This window comes from Streptomyces sp. NPDC058000 (assembly GCF_042886435.1).
GTDB lineage: Bacteria > Actinomycetota > Actinomycetes > Streptomycetales > Streptomycetaceae > Streptomyces.
The window spans coordinates 201,662-222,119 of sequence record NZ_JBHVQS010000010.1 but is presented as its reverse complement, the minus strand read 5'-3'; the positions used below and the strand labels follow the sequence as shown (position 1 = coordinate 222,119).

Here is a 20,458-nt window from a genome sequence, read left to right as displayed (position 1 = left end):
CAACAGCCTGCTAACCCGCACCGCGCCGAATACGTACAAGATCACGCTGCCCGACAATTTGACACCGCCAACGGCCGCTTAACTTCGTGGCATTGTGTCGTCGCTGCCTACACCCAACTCCGCCTCGCCCGGCCACTCGCAGAAGACCTCCGCAAACCTTGGGAGCGGCCCGCGCGCCAAGGACGTCTCACGCCCGCCCGCGTCCGCCGAGGATTTCGCCGCCTCCACGGGAAGACCCCTCAGCCCGCCAGCGCACCGAAAATCGGCACTGCAGGCCCCGGCCGACCAACAGGATCTAACAACAGACACCGTGCACACGAACACCCCGTCGGGAAACAAGGCAAACCAGACATCACCGAGGGCGTCACGAACAGTCTCGCTGCATAAACGCCAAGCGTAGCGGCCGCAGCCAGGACGACGGTGATGCTGATCAGCAAGGACCAGGAGCCAAACTTATCCACGGCGACGGGCTGCCAGCCGTGGAGCTGGTAGGGGTAGCGCCAGGCGCCCACGTGGGTGGCGAGGTTCTCTGCCACCCACAGGAAGAGGCCGATCAGGATGAACGACAACGCCAGCGGCATCCGTCGGCGTATCCCGCGCACCGTGAACCGCACGAAGGTGCCCGCGGTGACGGCCAACAGCAGTCCCGTCAACGGCCAGCGCACATCGGGCAGCCAGTGAGGGCAGAAAGTTGAGGTAGATGGCCGCAGCCACCGCTGAGCAGCCCGGTGGCGAAAGAGGCCAGGCCGCACTGCTCGTCGGCGCAGACATCGGCGATCCATCCGCGCAGCCGCTCCCCTCCATGGTTGCTCATGAAGGTCGGAATGGATCTGAACGGACCATGTGTGAACGGTGGGAAAGTGGCGGGGGTCGTGCGCTACCGCTGGGCGGAGCATGTCACCGGCTGGCCTGCTGCTCCCTTCTGTTGGTCCAGAACGCGGTCGTCGCCTTCCAACAGGAGGCAGTGCGCCACGCCTTTATCAGTAGGCATGACCTTGAGGCGTGGAGTGTGCCCGCCGTCCTCCTGGGTGCTCCATGTGGCTCCGCTCACCTTGGCCGGCACGCTTACCGCGCCGTTGAGGCCATCGATGTAATCGTGCCTGACGGATTGCAGGTTGCCTCCTTCGGTCCAGGCTTTGTACGTCACGTCGGGACTCTCGGCACCGCAAGCCGTCAGGAGTCCGCAGGCAACAGCCAGCCCCGCCATCGTGGTGATGAGCTTCGCGGCTGCTGGTATGGGGAATGTGGGCATGACTTGGCCTCTCGGTCAGTGAGTTCACTTGAGTGTGGGGTCGGGGAAGGATCTGTCGCCGAAGAGGACTCGGCTTGCCGCGGCCCGGCCGAACGGTGTGCGTAGCAGGGTGAATGCCGCTGCTGCTGTGGCAGGCGTCCGTACGCGGGCCAATATCCCGCGCAGCATGAGTCGTCCGCGGAAGTGGGGGCGGAGCGCGGCTCCGTCGTAGTTGGTCATCGTGTCCGGTCTTCCGGTGCGCAGTGCGTCGTTGAGGACCTCGGCTGCGAGTTGCGACTGCCGTAGGCACGGGTCCAGGCCGCCGGCAGTGAGTGGGGAGACCGCGCCTGCTGCATCCCCCACGAGAAGCCCGTCGGCGCAGCTGATCCGGCGCAGCAGACCGCCGACGGGTATGGGGCCTGCGCGGCGCTCCACCGTTTCGGGACGTTCGATGCCGGTCAGTCCGGGCGCTGAGGCGCTGAACCGCTCCATCGCATGGCGAAGACCGTCTGGATAGCGGTCGGCATAGCCTGCGACTCCGACATGGGCGTGGTGCCCGTCGTTGACTACCCAGGCCAGGTAGCCGGGGGCGAGTGAGGGGTCGAGTACGCAGTGGAATGTCGGTGGCTGGTCGCTTCCGGGTAGTTCGAAGACCTCTTCGGCGCCGACGATCAGGTGGTGGTTGCGGTCGAGAGCGAGGTCGCGGGCGACTCTTGAGCGGGCCCCGTCGGCGCCGACGATGAAGCGGGCCCGGACGGTGGTCGGTCCGTCGCGATCGGCCAGGTGGAAGGTGTTGCCCTGTCGGCCGGCGTAGCGCGTGCCCAGTGCGATGCGTACGCCGGCGTCGACCGCGATGGCGGCCGTCGCTTCGTAGAGTGGTGCCATGTCGCCCACCCGGTATTCGTCGCGGGGGCTGGTGAGGCTGACCGGGCGGCGCAGGTCAGGGGGGTAGAGGACCACGCGTCGGATCGGTGGTCCGAGGCAGTCGGGGGGCAGCGGGAAGTCGTCGAGTGTCTTGCGTACGAAGATTCCTGTGGTGCGGATCGCGCCGGCAAGGCTCGTTCGGCGTTCGACCAGGAGCACGTCGTGGCCTTGTCGGGCGAGGAGTGTGGCGGTGTTGAGTCCGGCCAGGCCGGCCCCGACCACCAGTACGTCGGCACTGTCTGTGCCCCCGAGGCGGTAGGAGAGGCGTGCTGTCGTCATGTCTGCTCTGTTCCTTGTGGAGGCCGTCATCGGTGCGTGCGGTGCGCGGCAGGTGCCGACCGGCGGCGGTCAGTACGGCCAGGCCCGTGCCGCGATGAGGTGTGCGGACGCAGTCGTCAGGTCGTCACTCGGGAGCTCGCTGAAGATCAGGCAGAGCGGGTCGCGCAGCAGGGATGGTGGCGGCCGGCTACCGCGACTGCGGTCACCGCGGCGGGGAGCCAGCTGGGACGGAAGCTCCGGATTCGTGCGCGGCCCTGTCCCTGTCCCCGGGGTCGTCGGGCTCCCAGCGCAGCAGGTCTCCGGGCTGGCACTCGAGCACCTCGCACAGCGCGGCGAGTGTGGTGAAGCGCACCGCCTTGGCGCGGCCGTTCTTGAGCACCGCCAGGTTGGCGGGTGTGATCCCCACCCGGTCCGCCAGTTCGCCCACGGACATCTTCCGCTTGGCCAGCATCACGTCGATGTCGACGGCGATCGGCATCAGATCACCTCGGCCAACTCGGCCCCCAGCTGCGACGCCTCGACGTCGCGTGCGACGGCTTGTGCGAGCAGCATCCGCAGCACGAGCACGATGAGCGCGTTCCCGAAGATCGCCAGGCAAACCCCGCCCAGCAGGGCCACAACGCCCGGGGGCACGACCTCGCCAGGCGCCAGGACCGCCCCGAGCGCGAGCACCAGGAGCGCGGCCGCCACGAACGCGCCGATCACGAGTTGGACGTAGCGGAATGCGGCGTGGGAGAACACGGTTCCGCGTTGCACCATCGTCACCAGCCGCCACACGCAGACCAGGACGACCTGGACCGTCACGACGCCCAGGACCGTGATCACGAGGACCGGAGTGCGGCGGTCCGCGAGGATGCTCTCCTCCATAGCGCCCGTCAGCAGCGCCACCATCACCGCCTGGGCGAACACCGCCCCGGCGTGCAGTGCCACCATCACGGCGCGCAGCGCGAGCACTGTCAGCTTTCCCAATGCCACTCCCTTGATTGAATAACGATGGAAAACTATCGAATATCGATAGGAGTGGCAAGTCGGGTCCGTCGAATGCCGAGCTGGAGGCACGCCACGCCCGTCGCCTCGAACGGCTGCGGCACTCCGGGGAGAACGTCGCTGTCCTGCCGGCCCCGGGCCGTCCCTCGCCCTGACGGGACGCATCACCTGCCGGTTCGTACCGGCTTCACCCGTGTGACTGATGTGTTGCGCGAAGGGCATGCGCGCTTACCGCAGGGAAACCCCTGAGCGAGATGAGCGGGCCTTTGTCCTGGCAGAGCACACGGTCCGGGCGAGTGGGTATGCGAGCAATTTGGTGATGTGCGAGCCGGACGAGCCGGCCGCCGGCGGCCCGATTGGGGCCCGCCTGGCGGCCTGGCGCCTTCGACGGGGACTGACACGCGATGACCTTGCCTCCCGCACTGGGTTGGAACTCGATTACATTGCCGGGCTGGAGACGGGCGGGGAGTGGGTGGACCGCCGCGGCCGGTTGGCGGCGCTGGCCGCCGCTTTGCGGCTGCATGTCGCGGACTTGGCCGGGCAGCCCTACCCGCCGCGCGGGGAGGAGCACGCGGCGGTGCGGGCGATCGCCTTCCACCTGCGGCGCCGCATCGCCCGCCCGCACCTGGATACGGCCGCCGGTCTGCCGCTGGACGAGCTGGCCGAGCGGACCCGGGTCGCCGCACAGGCCGGCGCAGCGGGCGATGAGCACACTCTCGCGCTTGCCTGCTGGTAGCGTCGCGCTCTTCGCCGGTGTCGGCCGCGCGGAGTCCCGCCGGTAGGTCCCTGCATGTCCGAACCACCTGCACTCGCCACGTACACGCTGTGGCGCGACGCGCTCGCCGAGGTGGACGTGGTCTTCGCATCGCCACCTGGGCTCGACGGTCCGGTCGACGGGTGCACGTACTGCACCCCGGAGTCGGAGCTGCGAGTTCTCGGCGGTGACCCTGCCGATGTGCCGGACGATCTCCTTGGGCACTTCATGCGTGAAGTCGCCAGCCACTGGGACGAGGACCAATATTCCATCCTGTGGCGCCGCTTCATCCCTCGTGCGCTGCGCTGCTGGGGACCGGACGGGGACGGCACTGACCCGTCGGATGTGATGGGGCGCCTTGGCTGCCGCGGTGCCCGGCTCGCGGACTGGCCCGTGGCCGAGCGCGCCGCGGTTGAACGGGCCTTCCGGGCGCTGCTGCACGTCGCCGTGACCGACGGCCGGCCGTACTGGGAGATCACCGATCTGATCGAGGGAATCGCTCATGCGACGGGTGCCCTGGAACCGTGGCTGGACCACATCGCCAGGCTCACCGGTCCCGAAGCGGACGCCGGCGTGGTCCGCCTCGCCTTCGGCTGGGCTACCGAACTCCTATGGGAAGAGCTGAAGTTCACCTGGTGGTACGACGGCGACCCGCAGCTCGTCGCCAACTGGCTGCCCACCCTGCGCGCCCGCGTTGGGGCCTTTGCCGCGCAGCACCCACGTTGCAAGAACGCATCCGACGCGCTGACAGCGATCGACGCGCTCAAGGCCGGCACCTGGGGCCCCTGGCTCTACCCCTACGACATGCGGACACTCGGCGGCCCTGTGCTCATCCACCAGGGCTGAGGCCAACGTCACGCGTCGAAGTCGTACTCCAGGATGCAGGAGGCGGCATCGAGCGTCATGCCGCCTTCCACCGGATAGTGCAGACCCGCCTGCGCTTCGACCCACGCACCCAGGACTACTACGAACGCCGCACCAAGGACGGTAAAACCCGACGCGAGATCGTCCGATGCCTCGAACGCCATGCCGTCCGCGAGGTGTTCCACCTGGTCAGGCCCACGCGGTCATGACCCCCCCATAGGGGCAGTTGTGATAGCAGGTGAGAGGTGAGGAACCCCCGTCGGATGGCCTTCAGTTCAAGAGGTCGTTGCAACACCCCATCTGTAGGGAGTTGCAGTGGACTTCGAGATCCGGGAGGACCGGAGGCCGCAGGGGCGCAGGAAGGGCAGCAGTTGCCGTGGGGGAGCGGGGCAGGCGAAGGTCGTGGGCTTCGCAAGAGCGGATGTACCCGACGGCATGAAGTGGTGCTCCGCGGCATGGTTTTGGCCGTCGGGGAGATAACCGCCGACGCCGTTGACTGATACGAGCCGCCAGACCTCGCTGTCGCGGCTGGCCCACGGTCTTCACCGTCGGTCGCCGTCCCTGGTTGCCCGGCCGTTCTCCAGGGTGCATCTGGCCCGTCGACCGTCGTTTTGGAATGCGGCGGCGACCGCCGGCCCACGTAAGTCAGCGCCACGCCGGGGGAGTGCCGAAGCAACAGCGGAACACATCCCTGACAGGCCGTTGTGTTCATTCGCTGGCGCTGTTGGTGAATCCCCAAGGCTGAACGCGATATTGACCTCAGCGATCCGTTGTAATCGATCGAAGCCAGATTCAGTCGGTCAGGAAGGTGAAGGCCGGCACCTCCAGCGCGCCGCGCCGTCGCGGCGCGCCAAGGACCTGGCTGGCCCCCGGGTAGGTCGAGACGACCGCGGTCGTGTCCTGCGGGATTGCGGTCAGCGTGCGGTGTTCGGCGCTGTGCAGCAGCGCCCGCCAGACCGCACCGGGACGCGAAGCGTGCTCCGTTGCCCGGTAGAGGCGTTGGTAGCCCTCCGGTGCCCGGGTCAGCAACCGGAGGTAGGCGCCACGCAGCAGCTTGCCCAGGCGTGCGGGCAGGAGGTCGAGGCAGTCGTACCGGTCCACCAGGTACCCCTGCGCGGCCAGGCGGGCGGTCAGCCCGTCGGCTGCCCCGTCATGGTCGCCGCCGACGCTCGCGGAGATGACGACGACGCGGCGACTGCCCGTCTCCTGCCGCTCTGCGGAGGAAGGCGAGCCCGTAGCAGTTCGTGATGCTCGGGCACGGTCGATCAGCCTCCTGACGGAATACAGGGCGCGCGGCGGGCGCGCCCCGGGCAGGCGGCACCAGGCGCAGGCCGAGGCCGTGCTTCGAGGTAGATCCGGGCATGAACGGATCGCGACAGTGTCGAAGACCGAAGCTACTACATGATGTAGAAATTGGGGAGCGGGCGCCCTGGCCGAGCGGGGTAGTGCGCCCCCGCAGGCCGGCTGCCGCAGCTTCAGGGCAGGGCAGGGCAGGGCAGGGGCGTGTGGCGCCAGCGGCCTTCTCCCGACCGTCAGGTGGCTGATCAGGGCAGATGGAGAAATGGGACGGGAGTATCTAGGGTCAGCACGTGGCTTTCATCATGGTGTGCGAAGACGACGCGGCGGTCCGCGGCGTCCTCAAGCGCGCCTTGGAGCACGACGGCCACACCGTCTCCGTCGCCGCCACGGCCGACAGCCTGCTGCGGCAGCTCGCACCAGCGCCCCATTTGGTCGTCCTGGATCTCGGGCTCCCGGACGCCGACGGCCGCGACGTCTGCCTGGCCCTCCGGGCGCGCGGCGTCGACGTGCCGGTGTTGATGCTCACCGCCTTGGACGGCCTACACCACAAGGTGGGCGGCTTCGAGGCCGGCGCCGACGACTACATGACCAAACCCTTCGACATCCCCGAACTGCTGGTTCGCGTCCGAGCGCTGCTGCGCCGGGCCACCGTGGCGCCCGCACCGCGCGAGGTCGTCCTCGATCCGGCGAAGCACGTGGTGACCTACGACTCGGTGAGCAAGAGCCTGACCCCGACCGAGTTTCGGCTACTAGGCCGACTGATCGCCTCGCAGGGCGACGCGGTACGCCGCCACGCCCTCATCGCTGCTGGCTGGCCACACGGAGCGCAGGTCAGCGACAACACCCTCGACTCCTTCGTGCGCCGGCTGCGGACCAAGCTCGGTCCGCTGGGGGTGGCTGAGCGTCTGGCGACCGTCCGAGGCGTGGGCTACCGATGGCAGTGACGGGATTCCGCAGGAGGGTCGTCGCGCTCACTGTGCTGATCGCCACCGCCGTGGTGGCGGTACTGGTCGTGGTCTCGCACGTGCTGCTGAGCGGGGTGACGGACGCCGACGCGCACGATCTGGCGCGTACCCGCGCCGAGGCGGTCGCGGCGAACGTCACCGCCGTGGGCGGCCGTGTCGTACTGACGGAGAACAGCAGCGAGGCGCTGGACGAGGTCGCCTGGGTGTATGCCGACGGCCGCCTGATCGACGGGAACGTACCGGCAAGCGTGGTCGAGCGCGTCGAGGCGCTGGCAGACTCACGGCGATCGCAGACCGCCGCCGTCGGCAACTACCTCCTGTACGCGCGGACGGTCCCGATCGACGGCCACCACGTCATGGTGATCGTCCGGGTGGACCTCACGCCCTACGAGACGTCCGAAAAGCGCAGCCTGACCTTGTCGCTGATACTGGGCGGCCTCGCAATCCTCCTCGCCGGTGGTGTCGCGCACCTCGTGGTGCGCCGCGCGCTGCGGGTCGTGCACGAGATGGCCGCGCTCGCCGACGACTGGAGCCATCACGAACCCGGGCGCCGCTTCAACCTCGGAGTCCCCCGCGACGAGTTCGGGGAACTGGGGCGGATCCTGGACCACCTCCTGGAGCGCGTCGACAACGCGCTGGCGGACGAGCGCCGGCTCACCGATGAGATCGCCCACGAGCTGCGGACACCGCTCACGGTCCTGCGGGGCGAGGCGCAGCTGGCGCAGCTGTCCGGCGAGCCGGTGGCGCCGGAGGCGGTGCTGAGCGAGGTCGAGCGCCTCAATGCGGCGATCACGACGATTCTGCGCGCCGCGCGCGCACGGAGAGACGAGGGGACCCGGTGCGATCTGCGCTCCGCCGCGCGGCAGGCGATCGCCGGCCGCGCGGTCGAGGTCGCCCTTCCCGCCAAGGTCGAGGTCGCCGTGGCGGCCGACGTCGCCGTGTCGCTGCTGTCGCCCCTGCTGGAGAACGGCCTGCGGCATGCGCGGTCGCGTGTGTGGATCACCGGGCGCGTCCAGGGTGAGGCAATCGTGGTCGATGTCTTGGACGACGGCCCCGGGTTCGATTCCGCAGAGGTCGACCGGGTCTTTGAAGCGGGTGTGACCGGTGGCGGCGGGTACGGGCTGGGGCTGCCGGTGGTCCGGCGCATCGCCACCTCGGCCGGTGTGGAGGTCCGCGCGATCGCGGACGGCCGCGGGCACGTCGAGGTGACGCTCCCGGCCGCGCGTGCGGCCACGTAGTCAGGTTGCGTGCAGGTTCCCCGCGTAAACCTCCCTGCATGACAACGACAACCGAAGCGCGCGCGCACACCGGGCGGCTCATGCTCAACAAGGTCCCCGAGGTCACCATCTGGTTCTGGGTGATCAAGGTCCTGTGCACGACGGTCGGTGAGAGCTTCGCCGACTGGATCAACACCCAGCTGGGCGTCGGCCTGGTGAACACGGCTTGGATCTTCACCGCGGTCCTAGTGGTGGTCCTGGCCGTCCAGCTGCGGCGGAAGCGGTACGTGGCGTTCCCCTACTGGCTGACCGTGGTCGTTGTCAGCGTCACGGGCACCTTGTACACCGACATCCTGACCGACCAGCTGAACGTGCCGCTGTGGATCAGTTCCGCGGTCTTCTCGGTGCTGCTCGCGGTGGTCTTCGGCGTGTGGTGGCTGCGTGAGCGCACGCTGTCGATCCACTCGGTCACCACGCTCTCGCGGGAGTCGTTCTACTGGCTGACTGTCCTGGTCACCTTCGCGCTCGGCACCGCGACCGGCGACTGGACTCTGGAGCTGACCGGCTGGAGCCCGGGCGTCTCGGTGTTGCTGCCGCTCGGCCTCATCGCGGCGATCACGGCGCTGCGGAGGTTCGGCGCGAACCCGGTGCTGTCCTTCTGGCTCGCCTACATCCTGACCCGCCCGCTGGGCGCGAACATCGGCGACTGGCTCGCCTCCCCCAAGGTCGCCCAGAACCCGGGCGACCCGACCGGTCTCGCGCTGGGCACGTTCACCACCAGCCTGATCTTCCTCGGCCTGATCCTGGCGACGGTGATCTACCTGACGGTGACGCGCGCGGATGTGACCGAGACCTACGAGGCGACCCACGCCGCACAGGTCACCAACGACCCGCGCAAGGAGCGCATCGCGCTTGCCGGCTTCGGAGTGCTGGCCGCCGCCACCGCGGCCCTGCTGGTCTGGGCCCACGGTCAGCCGCACGTCGGCCCGGCGCCGGAGACCGACACCACCTCCGCCGTCCAGCTGGCTCCCGGCCAGGCGGTGAAGAACTTCCCGCCCGCGAAGGTCGGCGCGCTGCGGACCCTCGCATCCACCTCGCTCAAGGACGCACGCTCGGGGGACGCGGCCGGGGCCCACGCGGCCGCCCAGTCGCTGCGTGACCTGTGGGATGCCGACCAGACCTCGCTGCAGCCGCTGGACCAAACCGGCTGGACCTCCATCGACGCCCAGATGGACAAAGTGCTCAAGACCTTCGGCATTGACCACCCAAACCCGCCGATGTCGCCGACGCAGCAGGAGAGCGAACTGAAAGCCCTCGTGGCGGATCTGGGCTGACAGACCGCACAGTGTCCGACCACCCCGCCCGGCCGACGGGCTGAGTGTGCCGGGCTGCGCCCAGAACCGCGCCGCCTCGGCACACGCCGGCGAGCCGCGGACAGTGCAGGCGGCCGGGGCCGCCTGTTGCAGCCCGGGCGTGTCCGCAGACTCCCGTGAGGCGGTCGAAGCCGGCGTCAATGGCTTCGACCGCCTCGCTGTTGCCCCAGGCTGGTCAGACGCGGTGGTGGTAGATGCGCCAGAAGCAGGCGCCGGTGACCAGTCAGACCCGGGAACTGCACGACCTTCGGCGGGTGGGTGAACGCAGATGCAGAGCCGACTATGTCCCTCCCCTCGTAGCGTGAAGACCATGGCTGCGGGGGAAGTTGGGAGTCATGGTGGAGAAGCGGCGGAAGTTCGAGCCGGAGTTCGGTGAGGGAGCTGTACGGATCGTGGCGGAGACCGGCTAGCCGATCGTGGAGGTTGTGAGGGGCCTGGGTATCGACGTGACCTCCCTGGCCGGTTGGGTGTCCTGGGCCTGCCGGGCCGGGTCGGCATCTTCGGGTGATGGTGCCGAGCTGGAGCGGCTGCGGTGGGAGAACGCCCAGCTCAAGCGGGACAACAAGGAACTGGTCATGGAGCGTGACGTGCTCAAACACTGCATGGTCCTGTGGGTGAAGTAGCTGGAGCGGACCCGGCGCAAGTGGGCGGGGTGATCAGCGATTTGAGGACCGTGCACAACATTGCGCACCGTGTCTGGTGCCGTGCCCTGGGCGTGGGCGTGGGCGAGTGGTGGTTCTACAGCACCGTACCCGCAAGCCCACCGGGCGGCAGGTTTGCCGCCTGCGGCTGATGGAGGCGGTCCAGGAGGAGTTCACCGACTCCGGTGGCACCTACGGCTCGCCGAAGATCTGGATCATGCTGGGCCGCAAGGGCTGGCGCGTCTGGGTGAACACCCTTGCGAAGATCATGGCCGAGCTCGGCCTGGTAGGCCGAGCAGTCCGCAGGCGTGGGGGGCTGACTCGGCCCGGCAAGCGGCTGGCGAGCCCGGACTTCGTGCGCCGCGACTTCACCGCGCAGGCTCCTGACCTGGTGGGGTGCGGTGACATGACGGAGATCGACACCAGCGAGGGCAAGCTGTATCTGGCCACGGTCATCGACCTGTTCTCCCGCCGCCTGCCGGGCTGTGCGATGGGTGCCCGACACGACGCCGAACGGTTTGCACCGGCCATCCGGGGCGAGCACCCCCACCTGGGAGAACTCCACGAACAGCGTCGGCGTGGTGAGCACCGTGATGCCACCCGCCAGCGCGACCGTGCACTCACCGGCCCGCAGCGCCTGCGCGGCCTGGTGCATCGCCACCAGCGCGGAGGAGCACGCCGTGTCCGCCGTGATCGCCGGGCCGTGGAAGCCGAACGTGTAGGCCAGCCGCCCCGACGCGACGCTGCCAGCGTTGCCGATCGAAACGTCGCCGGTGAGGTCCTCGGGCGTACGGTGCGCGCGGCGCGCATAGTCGTTGCCCATCAGCCCGAGGTAGACACCGGTGCGGGTGCCCCGCAACGCGGTCGGGTCGATCCCGGCGTCCTCCAGCGCGTGCCAGGCCAGTTCCAGCAGGATGAGCTGCTGCGGGTCCATCGAGACCGCCTCGGCCGGGGCGACGCCGAAGAAGCCGTTGTCGAACTCGGCGATCCCGTCCAGGAAGCCGCCGTGCCGCACGTAGCTGCGCCCGCCACGGCCCGGCTCCGGGTGGTAGACCTCGTCCAGGTTCCAGCCGCGATCTGCCGGGAACTCGGTGATCGCGTCCCGCCCGGCGGCCAGCAACTCCCACAGCTCGTCCATGGTGGACACCCCGCCGGGAAAGCGGCAGCTCGCGCCGACCAGCACCACCGGGTCGTCCATGTCGTGCGGGCCGGGCCCGGCGACCGGTGTCCGGCCGCCGGGTACCGCGCCGGGGAGCTGCCCGGACAGGTACCCGGCCAGGGCCGTGGGGGTGGGGTGGTCGAACACCGCGGTCGCGGGGAGCCGCACCCCGGTCGCGGCGGTGAGCCGGTTACGCAGCTCCACCCCGGACAGCGAGTCGAAGCCGATGTCGCGGAACGCCCGCGCCGGGTCCACCCGGCGCTCTACGCCGAGCACGGAGCCCACCGTGGCCAGCACGAGATCGAGCACCGACCGCTCGCCACCGGAGACGAACACGGGCGCCGCGGCCACGGCGGCCGGCCGGGCCGCGCTCCGCCGGACGCCGAGCAGCCCGGCCCACACCGGAGCCCGCTCCGGGCCTGCCGCACGCACGTCGGCCAGATCGAAACGGGCGGGCACGGTGCACGCCAGGTCGGTGCCCAGCGCCGCGTCGAACAGTGCGAGCCCGTGTTCGCGGGACATCGGCACGAGCCCGGTTCGCCGCAGCCGGGCCCGGTCGGTGTCGCCCAGCCGCCCGGTCATGCCGGTGTCCTGCGCCCAAAGTCCCCACGCCATCGACGAAGCGGGCAGTCCCCGCGAGCGGCGGTGCTGCGCCAGCCCGTCCAGCCACGCGTTGGCGGCCGCGTAATTCGCCTGCCCCGGCGTGCCGAGGACACCGGCTACGGAGGAGAACAGCACGAACGCGGCCAGGTCGAGGTGTTCGGTCAGTTCGTGCAGGTTGCGCGCACCCTCGACTTTCGGTCGCAGCACCGCGTTGAGCCGTTCGACGGTGAGGGAGCGCACCGTGCCGTCGTCCAGCACCCCGGCGGCGTGGATCACCGCGGTCAGCGGGTGGTGCGCGGGGATCGCCGCCAGCAGCTCGGCGAGGGCGGCCCGGTCGGCGACGTCGCATGCCACGACCGTGATCTCGGCAGTGCCGGTCAGGTCCTCAAGACCGGAGTCGAGCGCCGCCGCGTCGCCCCGCCAACACCAGGTGCCGCACCCCGTGCTCGGTGACCAGGTGCCGGGCCAACTCCCGGCCGAGTACGCCGGTCCCGCCGGTGATCAACACCGTGCCTCCGGCGAGGGCGGGCCGGTCCCCCGTCCGCGTTACCCGAGCCAGCCGCGGCGCGAACGCCTGCCCGCCCCGGATGGCGACCTCCGGCTCACCGGTGCCCAACGCCAGCTCCAGGGCGGAGTCGGCGTCCTCGGGGTCGCCAGGGCGGCCCAGGTCGACCAGCACGAACCGGCCGGGATGTTCGGTGCGTGCCGTGCGGACCAAGCCCCAGACCGCCGCGGCGTCGGGGTCCTGGTCGTCCTCCGGGGCGATCGCGACCGCACCACGGGTCCGCACGATCAGGGGCCCGTCCGTCGCCTTCTCGTCGTCGGTGCCCAAAAACTCGCGGACCCGCGCCAGTGCTTCCTCGGGCCCGGCCACGTCCACGATCGGCGCGTCCACGATCGCCGGGGTGGGCCGCCGCGCAACCGGCACCCAGTCCAGCCGGTGCAGCGCCCGGTCCACGCCCGCCGTCCCCGACCGCACAGGCCCCACGGGCCGGAGCGCGAGCGCGCTGATCGTGGCCACCGCTTCCCCCGCCGCGTCGGCGAGCGCCACGGCGAACGAGTCGTTGCCCTGCGGAGTCAGCCGCACCCGCAATGCTGTGGCCCCGACCGCATGTAGTGCGACCCCGCTCCAGGAGAACGGCAACCTCACCGGCGCGTCCCCCGCATCCAGCAGCAGCGGGTGCAATGCGGCGTCGAGCAGGGCCGGGTGCAGGCCGAACCGCCCGGGATCGACCGGCAGTTCGACCTCGGCCCAACGCTCCGCACCGAGCCGCCAGGCCCGCCGCAACCCCTGGAAGGCCGGCCCGTACTCGTAACCTCGCTCGTCGAGCCGTGCGTATTCGCCGTCGAGGTCGATCTCCTCGGCACCGGCCGGCGGCCACTCCGTCAGGGCCGCGCCGCCGGACCCCGCGGCCCGGAGCGTCCCCGTCGCGTACCGGGTCCACGGCGCGTCCGGCCCGGACCGGGCGTACATCGCCAGCGTGCCCGGACCCGTCTCGCCGATCGCGATCTGCAACTCGGTCTCGCCCCGCTCGGGCAGCACCAGCGGGCTCTCCAGCACCAGCTCGTCCAGCACCGGCAGCCCCGCCTGCTCACCCGCGTGCAGCGCCAGTTCGACGAACGCGGCCCCGGGCAGCAGCACGGTGCCGCGCACCTCGTGCTCGGCCAGCCAGGGGTGCCGGGTGAGAGAGAGCCGACAGGTGGCGACCAGGCCACCGCCGGCGAGCTGGACCACCGAGTCCAGCATCGGATGCCCGGCGACGGGCCCGGAGGCGGCGGTGGGCAGCATCCAGTACCGCTGCCGGCCGAACGGGTAGGTCGGCAGCTCCACACTCCGGGCGTCGTCGAACAGCCCGTTCCAGTGCACGTCCACGCCGTGCACGGCTGCCTCGGCCACCGCCAGCAGGAAGCGGTCGGCACCACCGTCGTCCCGTTTCAGGGTCTCCAGCACCACGCCGCCCCCGTCGTGGTCCTCCTGGTGGTTTTCGAGGATCTGCCGCACGCCGCCGGCGAGCACCGGATGCGGGCTCGACTCCAGGAACGTGGTGTGCCCGGCGGCGACCAGCCCGCGCACCGTCGCCTCGAACTCGACCGTGGCGCGCAGGTTGCGGTACCAGTAGTCCGCGTCCAGCCCGGTGGTGTCCACCGGACCGCCGGTCACGGTCGAGTGGAAGGGAACCTCGGCCGCCATCGGAGTCACCGGCGCCAGCAGTTCGCGCAGCTCCGCACGCAGCAGTTCGACCTGCGCCGAATGCGAGGCGTAGTCCACCGGCAACAGTGTCGCCCGTATGTCCTCGGCGACCAGTGCGGCGGCGAACTGTTCGACCGCCTGGACGGTGCCCGAGACCACCGTCGAGCGCGGCCCGTTGACCGCGGCCACCGAGAGATCCTCGCCCCAGCGGGCCATCGACTCTTCGACCGCCGCTCTCGGCAGCCCCACCGACAGCATCCGGCCCGTACCGGAGAGCGCCCGCAGTGCCCGGCTGCGCAGCGTGACGATCCGCGCCCCGTCGTCCAGGGACAGCGCACCGGCCACGGTCGCGGCCGCGATCTCGCGCTGGGAGTGGCCCACCACCGCGGCCGGCCGCACCCCGTGTGCCCGCCAGAGTCCGGCCAGCGACACCATGACCGCCCACAGCGCGGGCTGCACCACGTCCACCCGCAGCAGCGCGTCCGCGTCGGTGAGCACGTCGCCCAGGTTCCAGTCCACGTACGGCGCCATCGCGTCCTGACAGGCCGCCATGTGCCCGGCGAAGACCGGGCTGGACTCCAGCAGTCCCGTGGCCATCCCGGTCCACTGCGTGCCCTGGCCGGGGAACAACAGCACCGGACTGGTGTCCCGGCAGGGTGACCCGACGACCGTGCCCGGTGCCGAACCGCCCTCGGCGAGCGCGTCCAGTCCGTGCACCAACGAGTCCCGGTCCCGGCCGAGGACGGCGGCCCGGTGCTCGAACCTGGCCCGGCCGGTCGCCAGCGTGAATCCGGCGTCCAGCAGGCCGACCCGGTCCAGGCGGAGCCGCTCGGCCAGCCGGCCGGCCTGCTCCCGCAGTGCCTCCGCCGACCGTGCGGACAGCAGCAGCGGCACCGCGGACGCCGGTCGCGGTGCCGCGGCGGGCGCGGGTTCCGGCGCCTGTTCCAGGATCACATGGGAATTGGTGCCGCTGATGCCGAACGAGGACACCCCGGCCCGGCGCGGGAGTCCGGTCTCCGGCCACGGCGTGTCCTCCGCGAGCGGGGTGACCCTGCCGGACTCCCAGTCCACGTGCGGGCTGGGCTCGGTCAGGTGCAGGATGCGCGGCAGCACGCCGTCGCGCATGGCGTGCACCATCTTCAGGATGCCCGCCACCCCGGCAGCGGCCTGCGTGTGCCCGATGTTCGACTTGACCGACCCCACCAGCAGCGAGCGCGCCCGCTGCGGGCCGTGCACCGCCAGCAGCGCCCGTGCCTCGATCGGGTCGCCGAGCCTGGTGCCCGTGCCGTGCGCCTCCACCGCGTCGACGTCCGCCTCGGACAGTCCGGCGTCGGCCAGTGCCGCCCGCAGCACCCGTTCCTGAGCCGGCCCGCTGGGTGCGGAGAGCCCGTTGGAGGCCCCGTCCGAGTTGACCGCGGTGCCGCGCACCAGCGCGTGCACGGTGTGCCCCTGGCGCAGGGCGTCGGAGAGCCGTTCCAGCACCAGCATTCCGACGCCCTCGGACCAGGCCGTACCGTCCGCCGTCATGGAGAACGGCTTGCACCGGCCGTCCGGGGCGAGGCCCCGCAGTCGCGAGAACTCCACGAACATCTCCGGGGTCGCCATCACCGTCACCCCGCCGGACAGGGCCAGGTCACACTCGCCGAGACGCAGCGACTGCACCGCGAGATGAGTGGTCACCAACGACGAGGAGCAGCCGGTGTCCACCGTGACCGCGGGGCCGGTGAGGCCGAGCACGTAGGCCACTCGGCCGGACACCACGCTGGAGGTGTTCCCGGTGATCAGGTACCCCTCCAGCCCGTCCGGGACGGTGTGCACCCGGGGCGCGTAGTCGTGCATCATCGAGCCGGCGAACACGGCCGTGCGGCTGCCCCGCAGCGAGGTGGGATCGATGGCCGCGTTCTCCAGGGCCTCCCACGCCGTCGTGAGCAGGAGGCGCTGCTGCGGATCGGTGGTCAACGCCTCGCGGGCGGAGAGCCCGAAGAACTCGGCGTCGAAATGGCCGGCGTCGTAGAGGAAGCCGCCGTGCCGGACGTAGGAGGTACCGGGCCGGTCCGGGTCGGGATCGTAGAGGGCCGCCAGGTCCCAGCCCCGGTCGTCCGGTAACTCGCCGATCGCGTCGATCCCGTCCCTGGCCACCTGCCAGAGCCCTTCCGGGTCGGCTATTCCGCCCGGGTAGCGGCACGCCATTCCCACAATCGCAATCGGTTCGCCCGGTATCCGGTGCCCTCCCAGAATAGTTTGGACTTTGTCGGCAACCATGGACGCAAAATCATTCACCGAACTCGCGGCCATCTAACCAAGCGCCGATAAATCGAGGTGCATCAACATGGTTAGCGCCCAGACTCATTCCACACAACACTTCCAACCGACAAAAATCTGGGGCTTTCGCTAGAAACCTCGACCTGTTGTCAAGAATTTCTACCACTACCGTGACGCGTATGTAGATCCCGCCGAATTCCGCTACCCGCCAAAGCGAGACAACCATTCCGTCGCACCGGCCATCCCCAGGCGAGCACTCCCTTTGACCGTCGCCGGGCCAGCCACGGAGAACGGCCAAAACCGCAGGCCGCGAGTTCGACCAGTGGCGCCGCTCGATTACCGGGCAGCAGGACGACTCGCCCCCACCCAGAACTCAAATATCAGATTACACAACAATTCATGGAAATGCACCTGAACTAGCAGGCCGCCCCACGAATTGCCATCACCGCAAGCTCTTTGTCCAGAAAACGCGGCGCGGTCCATACCCCTGCCCAAATGTGACCGGCACGAAAAGAACTGCCTCTCCCACAACTCGGTAAACGCATGGCTGACGGCCGGCGCTTTTTGTCTCCGTCACCAAGTGACCGGGAGTGCCGATACCGAGAACGCGGAGCCGTTGACGTAGCGCAGTTCGTCGCGTGGCGTGGCCAGGCGGAGAGTGGGGATGCGCCGGAACAGAGTGTCGAGGACGATGCGCAGCTCCAGCCGGGCCAGATTCTTGCCGAGGCACTGGTGCGGTCCCCAGCCGAAAGCCAGGTGCCTGCGATTGTCCCTGGTGACATCGAACGTGTCCGGGTCGGCGAAGGCCGCGGGGTCGCGGTTGGCGGCGGCGGACAGGGCGGCGACGCCCTCACCCGTCCGTACCAGAGTGCCGCCGATCTCGACGTCCGCCGTTGCGCGGCGAATCAGGGACAGCTCGGCGACGGAGAAGAACCTCAGCAGTTCCTCCACCGCCGCCGGCGTCAGGCCCGGGTCGGCGGTGAGGAGGGCGAGCTGGTCGGGGTGTTCGAGGAGAGCCAGGACCCCGAGTGCGGTCATCGTGGCGGTGGTCTCCAGGCCCGCGACGACCAGGAGTATGCACAGTTCGACCATGGCCCAGCGGCTCTCGCCACCGCTGAAGAGCTGGTGGCCCGCCAGCCTGCCCAGCAGGTCCTCGGGCCGCTCGGTCATCTTGGTGGCGCACAGCGCGTCGAAATACGCGATCAGAGAGCGGAAGGACTCGGCGCGATCCGCATCAGCGGAGTCGTGGGCCGTCAGCACCGTGGTGTTGGTGGTGAACTCCTGCCGGTCACTGGTCGGGATGCCGAGCAGCTCACACAGCACCAGACCGGACATCGGCACGGCCAGCGCGGACACCAGGTCGGCGGCGGGCTCGGCGCCGGCCAGTGCATCGTCGAGCAGACCGTCGACGATGCACTGGACCTTGGGGCGCAGTTCTCGCATGCGGTGGATGGCGAACTCGCCGGCGACCGCACGACGAGCGGGGCCGTGCTCGGGTGGGTCCATCTCGATCAGCGAGGGCCTGAAGCCGGGGAACACGGTCTCGCCGACGCGCATCCACGGGAAGTCCGGGTGCGAGCGGTCGGAGCTGAACCGGGCGTCGCCGAGCACAGCGCGGACGCTCGTCGTACCGCCCTCCGGTCGCCGGGTGCGTCAGCCGGTGGTCGGGCGGGCCGGCGCGGTCTCGACGGCGCTGCTCGACCGGGGTGCGCGCGGCCGTCAATCGGGCAGTCGGCGACGCCGGAAGCGGTGAACCTGCCGAAAATGGAAGGGTGTTGGAGGTCGCGGAGCTGACCGAGGCCGTGCTCGCCGACGCGGTGGTGGAGCGGGCAGCCGCGCTGGCGCTCGTGTACGACGACGAGACGAACAGCCGTGCCGCTCTCACCGCCCGTCGGCTCAATCCCCGGTTGCGGCTCGTCCTCAGGCTCGACAACCGGCGGTTGGGGCAGCACGTCGAGGAAATCCTGGACCAGGCCGCCGCGTTGACGACCGGTGGTGGGGCCGGGGGAGGTGGCCGGTCCGGGGCTGGCCACGCTGGCGCTGCTGTCGGCGACCAGCAGTGATCCGGCCGGGGCGGACGGGGCCGCGAGCAGTGCGGAGCAGGGGCCCCAGCTGCCGCCCGATGAGCCGGCGGTCCGGGCCGCCACCGGGCGCGGAACCGTCGTCCTGGAGCGGGTGTCGTACTCCGGGCCCGCATCGCCCGCCGGGGCCGGTGGAATACCGCCGGTCGCCTCCCTGGTCTCGCGCCGGCTGCGCTGGTCGCTCGCGGGCCTGGTGGGGTGCGTAGTCATGCTCGCGATCGCGTTGTCGGTAGTGGACGGGACGCATCCGCTGCGGGCCTTCCATCTGACGCTGTTCGGCCTCTTCGCCGCCGACGACTCCGCGATCGGGGCGTCGACCGGGCGGCAGATCCTGCAACTGCTGTCCGGCCTGGTCGGGTTGTTGCTGCTGACGTGGCCGGTCAGGAGCGGTGCGGTGCCGCTTGCAAGCGCCGCTCGATCTTGCGGCGTGGCTCGAACGAGCCCGGTCGGGGGTGTTCGCAAGGGCGGCGGCTGGTAGCGGCAGCGTCGGCGCGCGATCGCGCGTCAGGTCAAAAGATGGCAACGGTTTTCATCTTTGGTTGATGTGAAAATCATTTCTATCTAGCGTGGGGTGTGTCGCTATGTGGCTGGATCGCGCCGCTCCGCGTCCGGCATTGCCCGAAGGAGTCCTGCATGTCCCGCTTCCTTGTCCCCGCCCCACGTTCCGTCCGACGAACCGTGCGCATCGCGCTCGGTGCCGCGGCGGCAGTCGTGACCGCCGCCACGGCCACGGCCTGCTCGACCTCGTCGGCGAAGACCGCCGATGCCGGCAATGCCGCCTCCGCCGGTGGTGGCTCGGGCAAGACGATCCAGGTGGTGGCGGGGGAGAACTTCTGGGGCAGCATCGCCACCCAGCTCGGTGGCAGCCATGTGAAGGTGACCAGCATCATCACCAATCCCGCCACCGACCCGCACGACTACGAGCCGACCGCCGCCGACGCCCGCACCGTGGCCGGTGCCCAGTACGCGATCGTCAACGGCATCGGCTACGACGCCTGGGCCGACAAGCTGCTCGCCTCCAATCCCGGCAGCGGCCGCACGGAGCTGAAGGTCGGCGACCTGGTCGGGATCAAGCCAGGGGGCAACCCGCACCGCTGGTACTCCCCGGCCGACGTCCACAAGGTGATCGGGAAGATCACCGCGGACTACAAGAAGATCGACCCGGCCGACGCCGCCTACTTCGACCAGCAGAAGACGACTTTCGAGACCAAGACGCTCGCCGGCTACAACAAGCTGATAGCCGACATCAAGGCGAAGTACGCGGGTACCCCGATCGGCGCTTCCGAGTCGATCGTCACGCCGCTGTCGGACGGCCTGGGGCTGAAGATGCTCACCCCCGAGACGTTCCTGGACGCGATGAGCGAGGGCTCCGACCCCACGGCCAAGGACAAGGCCGCCATCGACCAGCAGATCAAGAACAAGCAGATCAAGATCTACGTCTACAACTCCCAGAACTCCACCCCGGACGTACAGGCGCAGGTCAAGGAGGCCAAGGCGCAGGGCATCCCGGTCGCCACCGTCACCGAGACCCTCGCCCCTGCCGGGGCTACGTTCCAGCAGTGGCAGACGAGCCAGCTCCAGGGCATCGAGCAGGCCCTGGCCAAGGCGACCGGGAAGTGAACTGACGC

15 protein-coding genes and 5 pseudogenes are annotated in these 20,458 nt (G+C 70.0%); 10 read left to right on the top strand and 10 right to left on the bottom strand.

Annotated features, from left to right (window positions below; genetic code table 11):
- Positions 1 to 96: 96 nt before the first annotated feature.
- Positions 97 to 387: pseudogene (locus ACFVT2_RS13945) on the top strand (transposase); the annotation flags it as partial.
- A 17-nt stretch (positions 388 to 404) separates the two neighbouring features.
- Here ACFVT2_RS13945 and ACFVT2_RS13940 read toward each other — a convergent pair.
- The 5 genes and pseudogenes from ACFVT2_RS13940 to ACFVT2_RS13920 form a co-directional block, all read right to left on the bottom strand.
- Positions 405 to 717 (bottom strand): annotated as a pseudogene (locus tag ACFVT2_RS13940) (DUF817 family protein); the annotation flags it as partial.
- Between the two features lie 160 nt (positions 718 to 877).
- A complete protein-coding gene (locus ACFVT2_RS13935; RefSeq protein ID WP_390016467.1) occupies positions 878 to 1,147 on the bottom strand; it encodes a hypothetical protein in 270 nt (89 codons plus the stop codon).
- 129 nt (positions 1,148 to 1,276) lie between these two features.
- Positions 1,277 to 2,434 carry an FAD-dependent oxidoreductase gene (locus tag ACFVT2_RS13930; RefSeq protein ID WP_390016465.1) on the bottom strand — a complete coding sequence of 386 codons (1,158 nt, stop codon included), beginning with the start codon at positions 2,432 to 2,434 and terminating at the stop codon, positions 1,277 to 1,279.
- A 202-nt stretch (positions 2,435 to 2,636) separates the two neighbouring features.
- On the bottom strand, positions 2,637 to 2,912 hold the full coding sequence (locus tag ACFVT2_RS13925) for a helix-turn-helix domain-containing protein (RefSeq protein ID WP_390016462.1): 276 nt from the start codon (positions 2,910 to 2,912) through the stop codon (positions 2,637 to 2,639).
- A complete protein-coding gene (locus ACFVT2_RS13920; protein WP_390016460.1) occupies positions 2,912 to 3,403 on the bottom strand; it encodes a DUF2975 domain-containing protein in 492 nt (163 codons plus the stop codon). The genes ACFVT2_RS13925 and ACFVT2_RS13920 overlap by 1 nt, the downstream gene beginning before the upstream one ends.
- A 220-nt stretch (positions 3,404 to 3,623) precedes the next feature.
- Between ACFVT2_RS13920 and ACFVT2_RS13915 the strand changes: the two genes are divergently transcribed.
- Together ACFVT2_RS13915 and ACFVT2_RS13910 are read left to right on the top strand one after the other, a co-directional pair.
- The gene (locus ACFVT2_RS13915) at positions 3,624 to 4,157 is read left to right on the top strand and encodes a helix-turn-helix domain-containing protein (protein WP_390016457.1); all 534 of its coding nucleotides are present in this window, start codon (positions 3,624 to 3,626) and stop codon (positions 4,155 to 4,157) included.
- Between the two features lie 54 nt (positions 4,158 to 4,211).
- Positions 4,212 to 5,021, top strand: coding sequence for a hypothetical protein (locus ACFVT2_RS13910; protein ID WP_390016455.1), 810 nt, complete (start codon positions 4,212 to 4,214; stop codon positions 5,019 to 5,021).
- A gap of 8 nt (positions 5,022 to 5,029) precedes the next feature.
- Here ACFVT2_RS13910 and ACFVT2_RS13905 read toward each other — a convergent pair whose 3' ends face one another.
- Positions 5,030 to 5,224, bottom strand: a complete 195-nt coding sequence (locus ACFVT2_RS13905) for a hypothetical protein (RefSeq protein WP_390016452.1) — start codon at positions 5,222 to 5,224, stop codon at positions 5,030 to 5,032.
- 607 nt (positions 5,225 to 5,831) lie between these two features.
- Positions 5,832 to 6,140, bottom strand: coding sequence for a hypothetical protein (locus ACFVT2_RS13900; RefSeq protein ID WP_390016450.1), 309 nt, complete (start codon positions 6,138 to 6,140; stop codon positions 5,832 to 5,834).
- Positions 6,141 to 6,628: 488 nt separating this feature from the next.
- Between ACFVT2_RS13900 and ACFVT2_RS13895 the strand changes: the two genes are divergently transcribed.
- The 5 genes and pseudogenes from ACFVT2_RS13895 to ACFVT2_RS13875 all read left to right on the top strand — a co-directional run.
- Positions 6,629 to 7,282 carry a response regulator transcription factor gene (locus ACFVT2_RS13895; protein WP_390016448.1) on the top strand — a complete coding sequence of 218 codons (654 nt, stop codon included), beginning with the start codon at positions 6,629 to 6,631 and terminating at the stop codon, positions 7,280 to 7,282.
- A complete protein-coding gene (locus ACFVT2_RS13890; RefSeq protein WP_390016445.1) occupies positions 7,273 to 8,541 on the top strand; it encodes a sensor histidine kinase in 1,269 nt (422 codons plus the stop codon). Before ACFVT2_RS13895 ends, ACFVT2_RS13890 begins: the two co-directional genes overlap by 10 nt.
- A gap of 38 nt (positions 8,542 to 8,579) precedes the next feature.
- Positions 8,580 to 9,854, top strand: a complete 1,275-nt coding sequence (locus ACFVT2_RS13885; RefSeq protein ID WP_390016442.1) for a hypothetical protein — start codon at positions 8,580 to 8,582, stop codon at positions 9,852 to 9,854.
- A gap of 464 nt (positions 9,855 to 10,318) precedes the next feature.
- Positions 10,319 to 10,516, top strand: a complete 198-nt coding sequence (locus ACFVT2_RS13880) for a hypothetical protein (RefSeq protein WP_390016439.1) — start codon at positions 10,319 to 10,321, stop codon at positions 10,514 to 10,516.
- Between the two features lie 169 nt (positions 10,517 to 10,685).
- Positions 10,686 to 10,832 (top strand): annotated as a pseudogene (locus tag ACFVT2_RS13875) (transposase); the annotation flags it as partial.
- A gap of 222 nt (positions 10,833 to 11,054) precedes the next feature.
- On the opposite strand, the pseudogene ACFVT2_RS13870 reads toward ACFVT2_RS13875, so the two are convergent.
- From ACFVT2_RS13870 to ACFVT2_RS13860, 3 genes and pseudogenes are all read right to left on the bottom strand, one after another.
- Positions 11,055 to 12,677, bottom strand: a pseudogene (locus ACFVT2_RS13870) (type I polyketide synthase); the annotation flags it as partial.
- Positions 12,678 to 12,681: 4 nt separating this feature from the next.
- Positions 12,682 to 16,677: a type I polyketide synthase gene (locus ACFVT2_RS13865; protein ID WP_390016436.1), complete on the bottom strand. Its 3,996-nt coding sequence runs from the start codon at positions 16,675 to 16,677 to the stop codon at positions 12,682 to 12,684.
- Positions 16,678 to 17,322: 645 nt separating this feature from the next.
- Entirely contained in the window at positions 17,323 to 18,360 is a 1,038-nt protein-coding gene (locus ACFVT2_RS13860) for a cytochrome P450 (protein ID WP_390016434.1), read from the bottom strand.
- On the opposite strand from ACFVT2_RS13860, the pseudogene ACFVT2_RS13855 reads away from it, so the two are divergent.
- A pseudogene (locus tag ACFVT2_RS13855) lies at positions 18,338 to 19,272 on the top strand (potassium transporter TrkA); the annotation flags it as partial. The gene ACFVT2_RS13860 and the pseudogene ACFVT2_RS13855 sit on opposite strands and share 23 nt — an antisense overlap.
- Positions 19,273 to 19,463: 191 nt before the next feature.
- Positions 19,464 to 20,450, top strand: coding sequence for a metal ABC transporter solute-binding protein, Zn/Mn family (locus tag ACFVT2_RS13850; protein WP_390016431.1), 987 nt, complete (start codon positions 19,464 to 19,466; stop codon positions 20,448 to 20,450).
- The last annotated feature ends 8 nt before the right edge of the window (positions 20,451 to 20,458 follow it).